This is a genomic window from uncultured Gimesia sp., assembly GCF_963972345.1.
Taxonomy (GTDB): Bacteria; Planctomycetota; Planctomycetia; order Planctomycetales; family Planctomycetaceae; genus Gimesia.
Window position 1 is genome coordinate 1 of sequence record NZ_CAXAVM010000272.1, and the last position, 7,698, is coordinate 7,698.

Genomic DNA, 7,698 nt, shown 5'->3' on the forward strand with positions numbered 1-7,698 from the left:
GCATTATAAAAGAAACGCCCCACTCCCCGCAGATGAAAATCCCGAACCAGTATAGAAGGTGCACCTTTTACACGCCCCGGCTAATCTGAAAGAAATAAAGGGGTAGCCCCGGATGCAATCCGGGGTGAGCGCAGCGAACAGGAAACTGTCAGAGCAAACGTACAATTCAGAGCCACACATCCTACCTGCCTCGCCGTAGGGGCTGTCCCATGTGTCAGCCCGCCTGGCGAGGTTCAACCCGGCATCACGCCCAATGGGAACAGATAAGACACCCCCATCAGAATTTTCCACCACGAAAAAACCAAAACCTACCCTTAGAAAGAAGAGGTAAGAAAAATGGGGAAGCCCGAATGCAATTCGGGCCGAGCGCAGCGAGCAGGAGGTCGCAGCTCACGCAAGTTTTCCCGATACCGGCTTCCATACCGGCTAGATTTGCCCGACAGTGCTTAAAACCAAGGCTTCCTCTCAGATGAACATCCCGCACTATCCCCCCCGATCTCTCACCACATTTTCCACTGAAGCCTACGAACCGCTGATACAATCAGTTATCATAAACCACCAGAGCGACATTAATTCACACACCTTTACCCGTCACACTTAGACTACAGAAAAACAGAACCAGACGATGAATCAATTCCTTTCAGCCTGTTGGCTCACCCTCACTCTTGTTTCGGCATTTCCCGTTTCTGCTGCGAATCCAGAACCCACGGACACTCCGCAGCGACTCTACGATGAAGGCGTTCCGGAGACCGGTTTCCTGACACTCAAGACAGACAACTACACCCTCCCCCTCGACGCCGCCAGCGGCTGGACCATCGATAAAATGCTCTATGACGACTACGAATTCGGTCTCAACAACGGCCAGTATGGCACCGTCTTACGCCCCAAAGGCCAACAGTGGTGGGGCACCGGACACAAGGAAGGAGGCCGGGAAGTCGTGCATCGTCTGCAACTGATCGTCGACGGGAAAGAGACCCCCATCACGAAAACCAGCGAGACGATCACCGGCAAACGGATCGAGTTCATCAAGGAATCCACGATCTGGAAATTCAAAGTCCGGGCCGAGATCATCCTGACCAACTCAGAGATTTTTGAACGCACCCAAATGGAAGCCCTGGAAGACGTCGATCTGGACCTGCTCTATTATTTCATGCACAGCTTCCCGCCCACATCCACAAAGTGGATGGTCCAGCTCCCCGACGGCACCATCGAAACCGGTCCGCTCGCCCACTCAAAGAAGATGGCGGTCAACAAAGACACAACCTGGGTCGCGCAATTCAACCCGGAGCAGCAGCTCAGTTCGCTCTGCTACACGCCCCGCGTGATCGCCGGCAACCAGAGTGCCAGCATGATCTGGGACCTCGACCGCTACCACAAATACTACCTCCGCCACAACAACGGCCAGTCCTTCAAAAAAGGCGATCAACTCGACTTCACCGTCATCGTCAAAGCCATCCCTAAAGAAACCGGCAACTGGCAAGCCACGAAAAAAGCAGCCGAGAGTTTGATGAAACAGTTTCCCGCTGAGAAACAAACTAGTGAAGAATGAAACCATTCAAGTTGCTGAAGATTTTTTGGTTCCCGGTAGCAATTTACCATATAATATACTATCCAAGTACAAATTAACGATTTTTGACAAACATTTTAACTTTGCAGTATTAACCTATGCTTGACCAAGTAATAGAACCAGAAAAAGATTATGTTGCCAAACTTGCAAATAAGTATAAAAAACAATGGCAGAACATAACCAAAGCACGAACAGATGCGATTGAAGTAAAGAAAATCCTTTATGAGAACTTGAAATATTTTACATCTGAGGATGTTGATGTTGTGGTATTTGGTTCCCTCGCTCGTCAAGAATGGACGACTGGTAGCGATGTAGACTGGACGATGCTAATTGATGGGCAAGCTAATTTGGAACACAAGCCAATCGCTAGAAAGATTGCTCAAGTCCTGGGTGAACTGGAGTTCAAAGGAAAGCCATTAAAACACCCTGGTAGTGAAGGCATCTTTGGGAATATGTCTTTTAGCCATGAGATTGTTCATCATATCGGAGGTCAGTCTGACACAAACCGAAATATGACACAGCGGATATTATTACTACTGGAAGCAACTTCGTTGCGAAGTTTTATAATAAATGAGGATGGTTCTTGCGAACGTACTATTAGACAAATCTTAAATCGCTATCTGGAGGGGGATTCTAATTTTCATCCCCAGTCAAATGATGAGTCCCGTATTCCCAGATTTCTACTAAATGATATTGTGCGTTTTTGGAGAACGATGTGTGTAGACTTTGCCTATAAAGACTGGGAACAAGCAGGCAAAAAATGGGCCTTACGAAATATTAAGTTAAGAACATCACGAAAATTACTGTTTGTAGCTGGTATGCTCACAGTTTTTAGCTGCTTTAAAAATGAATCACTCAAGAGGGATGGTGACTACATATTAAAACTGCAAGATCACTTGTTGAATTTCGTACATTCAACCCCGCTTAATATAATTGTGTGGACCCTACAAAGAATCAAGCGTGAGAAAGATTGTGTAAAACTACTTGACATCTACGAGCAGTTTCTTGCATGCATGAACAAGGAACCATTACGCCAACACTTAGAATCGCTTAATCAGGAAGACGTTTATGTCGATAAGGATTTTTTGGAGTGCCGAGAGATTAGCCATCAATTGCAAGTTGTATTACAAGACATATGTTTTAAAGAAGTGTCTCTCCTGAGAGAGTTTACTTGTGAATATGGAGTTTTCTAATATGAAAATCGGATTTTCGACAGGAAGTATTGCACTAGATGATGTGTGTCGAGGAATTGACATCGCCATTCATGATCATACAAACGCAATTGAACTTTCAGCTTTGCGTGAACAGGAACTGGATCCTCTTTTGAATCTAATTGGGAAAATCCGAAATAGGTTAAGCATTTTTGAATACATTTCATTCCACGCCCCAAGTAAGCGAGAAATGTTTTCTGAAGAATTGCTCGTATCTAAATTGAAAAAGGTGGCAGATCTTAACTGGGCAATTATAGTACACCCCGATCTCATTGAGAATTTCGAACTATGGAGAACACTAGGTAGAGCCGTTTGTATTGAGAACATGGACAAACGCAAAACTACTGGCCGTACTGCGGCGCAACTCAAATACCTTTTTGACCAGTTGCCCGAGGCAACATTCTGTTTTGATATAGGCCATGCACGGCAGATTGATCCAACTATGCTGGAAGCAGAAACAATGTTGCGGGACTTCCACTACCGTCTGCGACAAGTACATATGAGCTATGTTAACTCTCAAAGTCATCATGAACGGCTTAATTATGAGTGTATCTTGGCATATCAACGTGTTACACAATGGATAGATAATTCGATTCCGATCATTCTGGAAACTCCCGTGAATCAAAATGAAATCGATGAAGAAATTTCTTTAGCAAAGAAAGTATTTGAGTTCGTTCATATTAATCATGAAGATGATCTAACCCCAAAACAACATCAAGTGAGCATCCACCGCTCCGAGGGCTAAGGATTTTTAAGGGCCCAGGTCTCTTATATATCAAACCCTGCCCCGTTATATAACATCCATCTGACAACCAGGCGTTGCAACTAACCCGACTGGCCGTAATAAAAAAGTAATTTCAATGCGCTTACAGGGAAAAATCACGCGCTGGGATGATGAAAAGGGCTTTGGCTTTATCTCATCGCAGGACGACGAGAATACGGTCTTTGTTCACATCAGTGCCTTCTCCCATACTGCGCGGCGGCCGGAAGCAGGCGATCCTGTTTCTTACGAAACGGCCCACGAAGAGAACGGTAAAACAAGAGCGGAGAAAGTCCGTTTTGCAGATCAGTCCGTTGGCAAACGTCTGCGTAGCGCCCCCGCGGTTTCATTTACGGTAATGTTTGTCGGTTTTTTATTGGTCTCGGTCTATTTCAACCGCATCTCCTGGCTGGTGCTGATTGTATACTTTGTCGCAAGCTGTATTACATTTTTCGCATACGCCTGGGATAAATCCGCGGCACAACGGGGAAAGTGGCGAACAGCAGAATCGACTTTGCACTTCATGGCACTGGCTGGTGGCTGGCCCGGTGCTCTGGCAGCACAACGCCTTCTGCGACATAAATCCAGCAAGCATAATTTCTTACTTGTGTATTGGATTACCGTATTCCTGAACGTGGCGGTCGTTGGTTATTTAGTCTGGAGTGGTGATGCAGGCTTTCTCAATCAACTTATAAATGCGTTCTGGCAGAATGCGAGTCACGCGGTTAACTAAAAAGCTAAAGAGGGCTTAAAAGGGTCAGGACTCTTATTTATTGAGTCCTGACCCCTTATTTTCACCTCACTTCGGTGCGGGCAGGGCGTAAGCCGCACATTCGGCGAAGAAGAAGGTCGCCATGTTGAGTTTGGAATAATCGTAATGATTGATGGCGGCTTCAATGCTGTCACGGTGGGAGCCATCATCGGCAAGGGCGACGGCTGCCGCCGCGAGCGGGTTTTGCATCCAGACCTGCTCGTACGACTTGCGTTTGCCGCGTTTGTCTTTGTCGCCTGTACGGGCCAGCCGCTCGGCATCGGCCTGCGTTTTCTGCGGGAACCACGTGGTATAGACGGCCCGCCAGTCAGCATTGCCGAAGACTTTCGTGTCCTGGTTGTCGAACTTCTGATACGCTTTGAGGGATTCGAGCGCCTGCGCTGCATTCAATTTCAAACCGGTGCGATAGAGAGTGCGCAGCTTGTCGTCCGTTTCCAGCGCGACGAGTTGTGCCAGCGAAGCCTGGGAGCCGACGTAGATCCAGAGCTGGTGTGTGTCGATGTGGCGAATGGCAGTGCGGTCTCTGGCATAACCTTCCGCGCAGATTTCAGCCCGTGATATTATTGCATGTTCGGGAATCCCCGCTTGTGCTGCCTGGTAGCGATCCAGCCAGATCTGCTCGCCGGTCACGTCATACATGGCCCGCAACAGGTACAGATAGCGGACGGCATCGCGAAACAGGTGCCCTGTGTACCCGCCACGAAACTGGCCTTTGAAGGCACCATCGGCAGGACAGCGCCAGCCGGTGGACTCCAGCACATTCGCGACGGTTTTCATTTTCGCGATAATCTCCCGCCGTTCGTCGGCAGCGGGCAGATCGCTCATCACATAGGCATGCAGTCCATAAAACCAGGGATGCGTCTGATCGTCTGAGCCAAGTGGATAATGGCAGACGCCGTCCGTACCCACGCCGCGCACGATCATGCCCGGCACATCTGAGACCGACGCACATTTCATCAGCCCGGCTGCCAGCCGCCGCGCCTGTTCTTTGTCGACCGGATCGCCCGTACGTCGAGCCCGCTCGCAAATCGCAGGCAGGTACAGACCCGTAAACATGGGCCCGTCCTCAATGGGACTCCACCAGCCAATGGCGTTCGGCTTGCCCAGCCGACAGTCTTCCGGCGTCGGCAGATCCCCCGCAAAGTCATGAATGATGCCGTACGAATCAACGAACCGCCCCCACAATTCCGCATGCGCCTGCTCCACGCCACTGAGAGCGAGTTGCGTAACAGGCTCATCGGCAGAGACTGCAGATAGTGGAGTCAGTAACAATGCGAGGAGCAGTGTGCAGGAGCGGTTTACACAATTCCTTGACCGGTTCATTGGAGAACTTTCATTAGAGTGCGGTAATTATATAGTAGGTGTTTTCTGTAATGAAATAACTTATGATAGATTAATCTTACACGTTGACACCATTTCTCACATTGTAAAATCCCTGGTTATTCTGCAAGGAAATTCATTGCATACAGAAAATAAATTATACAGATCAATTTGCTCCAGGCTCATCAGTCAGCCACGGAATCGACATGATGCTGCAGACCTGAGCTGTGATATTATGCAGTATCTTTATGACTACGGCGACAATGAAGAGACTGCTCAGGAACTCCGCAATGGTTTTTTGAATTATATCGAAGTGCATAATTTTCAAGATGTGTTACAGCGGCGAATCGAGTATGCAATTAAACTCGCCAGTGCAGAACGTGACTTGCTCTACGAAGAAATGCTCAAGCTGTTCTATCTTTGTGATGAAATTGAATCATTGATGGCACTGGGCTTAGAAGTCACACAATCTGAAAAGAATTCGCTTAACCAGGCACTGAAAGAAAGGTTTGTGAAAGAACGCAGATCTGCCAGGATCATAGCAAATCAAAACTGTGAACCGTGGAATTCTCAGTGGTGGTGGTATAAGGATTTTCGAAAAGAGTAGGTGATGAATCAGTAATCGGTGTCCGCCCCCTTTAATCTCCTCCGGAAACACAATGGCATGACCCAGGGAGAGTACAAACGCCTCAACTGGTAAGCATAGCTCCGCTATCCTGCTTAAAAAAGTGCCAGCACCGCTACCAGCAGCAGCGTGTCCACAGTGCTGTTGACACATTTTTTATCTAGCACTGAAATACTTACTCATTCAGGAATGACGTATACCAGGTGCCGGAAGTGACACCTGGTATATTGTATCATTTTAGTGAGGAGCTGCTATGGGCCGTCCTGTTGGAATCGCATCAATGATCGCTGTATCGATGCGGTTCGTTGGCCAGCGAAAATTATACCGATCCATCACAGCAGGTGAAGGAACATATCGCTTGGTTCCTCCATCAATTAAATAGACTTCAGCGCGCCCTTTTCCCTGGGCAAGAATCGCACCATCCGTAATTTGTGTACCGGTCTGAATCTCATCAATGTCGATGTCTTGGATGTAGGACCAGTCGCGAAACAGATTATCAAAAGTAGGTGGATTTGGAATATGACGCTTGCATCCTTCATCAATTAAATAAATTGCCGGATTTCCTGGCAATTGCATGCGTAAACCATTCAGGTCATTTCTCACATCGGCCATCAATGTACTCCTTCTGATTTTAATATTAGCTCAGAAACGCAGTTCGAACACCGAACGCATCAAAAGTTGCAGGCAATACAACATACATCGGGGTAACATTGGAAAAAGTTAATAACACATTTTTGGTTAAGCCTTCATAATTCGGCAGGCCCATTTTTTTCTTTTCCCGCTTCAGAAACACGTTGCCCCGACAGCGTATATTCGTCTCGCTATTTGAGAACCGTAATACTGAAAACTCCCTGATCAAAAAAGAATAAAATATTAGGCTTAACCTTCTCGGCACTTATTACCAAACCCTGACACCACAACCGACAGTGCCATTCCTGTCAGGAAACTTTTTGCAGATTTACTCACAATTCAAGTTAGTATTAGTGCTTTTCGTAGTCGATAAATAACAATTCCCTTCATGTGATTAATCGTCTTCCGGATCTTCCGTCGCAGGTTCAGGGAGCCAGAAACAGGCAATTGAACCGATGAGATAAACCGCCAGCACGACGCAGGCGGCGGCGAGTGCCGTTGACTTGTTGGGCATGAGCGGGGTAAGTGATGTTGTCGCCAGGGCAGCCGACGTCCCGATCATGCGGCCGCCGATGTTCGCGGCAAAACTTTCGCCCGTTCCCCTGAGATGCAGCGGATAAACGCGCGGCAAATAGTTTCCCCAGAAACTGAACTGCGCGATCGTCAGCATCCCGGCAAAGAAAATCCCCCACTTGAGCAGGTCGAGATTATCGCGGGCCGGATAAAAGTAGACGAGCGGAATCAAAATCAGCCCCGGAATCTGGAACAGTCGCATCAATCCACGACGGCTGATGATCCAGATGGCACAGATCG

7 protein-coding genes and 1 pseudogene are annotated in these 7,698 nt (G+C 47.8%); 5 read left to right on the top strand and 3 right to left on the bottom strand.

Annotation, left to right across the window (positions count from 1 at the left end; translation table 11 throughout):
- Positions 1 to 625: 625 nt before the first annotated feature.
- The 4 genes from AACZ40_RS27090 (at position 626) to AACZ40_RS27105 (ending at position 4,271) form a co-directional block, all read left to right on the top strand.
- Positions 626 to 1,549 carry a hypothetical protein gene (locus AACZ40_RS27090; protein ID WP_291166242.1) on the top strand — a complete coding sequence of 308 codons (924 nt, stop codon included), beginning with the start codon at positions 626 to 628 and terminating at the stop codon, positions 1,547 to 1,549.
- A gap of 116 nt (positions 1,550 to 1,665) precedes the next feature.
- Positions 1,666 to 2,760 carry a nucleotidyltransferase domain-containing protein gene (locus AACZ40_RS27095; RefSeq protein ID WP_291166244.1) on the top strand — a complete coding sequence of 365 codons (1,095 nt, stop codon included), beginning with the start codon at positions 1,666 to 1,668 and terminating at the stop codon, positions 2,758 to 2,760.
- Between the two features lies 1 nt (position 2,761).
- A complete protein-coding gene (locus tag AACZ40_RS27100; RefSeq protein ID WP_291166246.1) occupies positions 2,762 to 3,523 on the top strand; it encodes a hypothetical protein in 762 nt (253 codons plus the stop codon).
- Between the two features lie 115 nt (positions 3,524 to 3,638).
- Complete coding sequence (locus AACZ40_RS27105) at positions 3,639 to 4,271, top strand: cold shock and DUF1294 domain-containing protein (protein ID WP_291166248.1); 633 nt, start codon at positions 3,639 to 3,641, stop codon at positions 4,269 to 4,271.
- A 66-nt stretch (positions 4,272 to 4,337) separates the two neighbouring features.
- Here the strand turns inward: AACZ40_RS27105 and AACZ40_RS27110 are convergent, their stop codons facing one another.
- A complete protein-coding gene (locus AACZ40_RS27110) occupies positions 4,338 to 5,633 on the bottom strand; it encodes a hypothetical protein (RefSeq protein ID WP_339676688.1) in 1,296 nt (431 codons plus the stop codon).
- A 136-nt stretch (positions 5,634 to 5,769) separates the two neighbouring features.
- Between AACZ40_RS27110 and AACZ40_RS27115 the strand changes: the two genes are divergently transcribed.
- Positions 5,770 to 6,237 carry a hypothetical protein gene (locus tag AACZ40_RS27115; RefSeq protein WP_291166252.1) on the top strand — a complete coding sequence of 156 codons (468 nt, stop codon included), beginning with the start codon at positions 5,770 to 5,772 and terminating at the stop codon, positions 6,235 to 6,237.
- Between the two features lie 255 nt (positions 6,238 to 6,492).
- Here AACZ40_RS27115 and AACZ40_RS27120 read toward each other — a convergent pair whose 3' ends face one another.
- Together AACZ40_RS27120 and AACZ40_RS27125 are read right to left on the bottom strand one after the other, a co-directional pair.
- Positions 6,493 to 6,867, bottom strand: coding sequence for a hypothetical protein (locus tag AACZ40_RS27120; RefSeq protein WP_291166254.1), 375 nt, complete (start codon positions 6,865 to 6,867; stop codon positions 6,493 to 6,495).
- Between the two features lie 412 nt (positions 6,868 to 7,279).
- A pseudogene (locus AACZ40_RS27125) lies at positions 7,280 to 7,698 on the bottom strand (MFS transporter); the annotation flags it as partial.

What these genes read in the sequence shown, in the direction of transcription:
- AACZ40_RS27105 (WP_291166248.1), top strand. Translation starts at nt 3,639, where the DNA reads ATGCGCTTACAGGGAAAAATCACGCGCTGGGATGATGAAAAGGGCTTT.
- AACZ40_RS27100 (WP_291166246.1), top strand. Translation starts at nt 2,762, where the DNA reads ATGAAAATCGGATTTTCGACAGGAAGTATTGCACTAGATGATGTGTGT.
- AACZ40_RS27120 (WP_291166254.1), bottom strand. Translation starts at nt 6,867, where the DNA reads ATGGCCGATGTGAGAAATGACCTGAATGGTTTACGCATGCAATTGCCA.
- AACZ40_RS27090 (WP_291166242.1), top strand. Translation starts at nt 626, where the DNA reads ATGAATCAATTCCTTTCAGCCTGTTGGCTCACCCTCACTCTTGTTTCG.
- AACZ40_RS27110 (WP_339676688.1), bottom strand. Translation starts at nt 5,633, where the DNA reads ATGAACCGGTCAAGGAATTGTGTAAACCGCTCCTGCACACTGCTCCTC.
- AACZ40_RS27095 (WP_291166244.1), top strand. Translation starts at nt 1,666, where the DNA reads ATGCTTGACCAAGTAATAGAACCAGAAAAAGATTATGTTGCCAAACTT.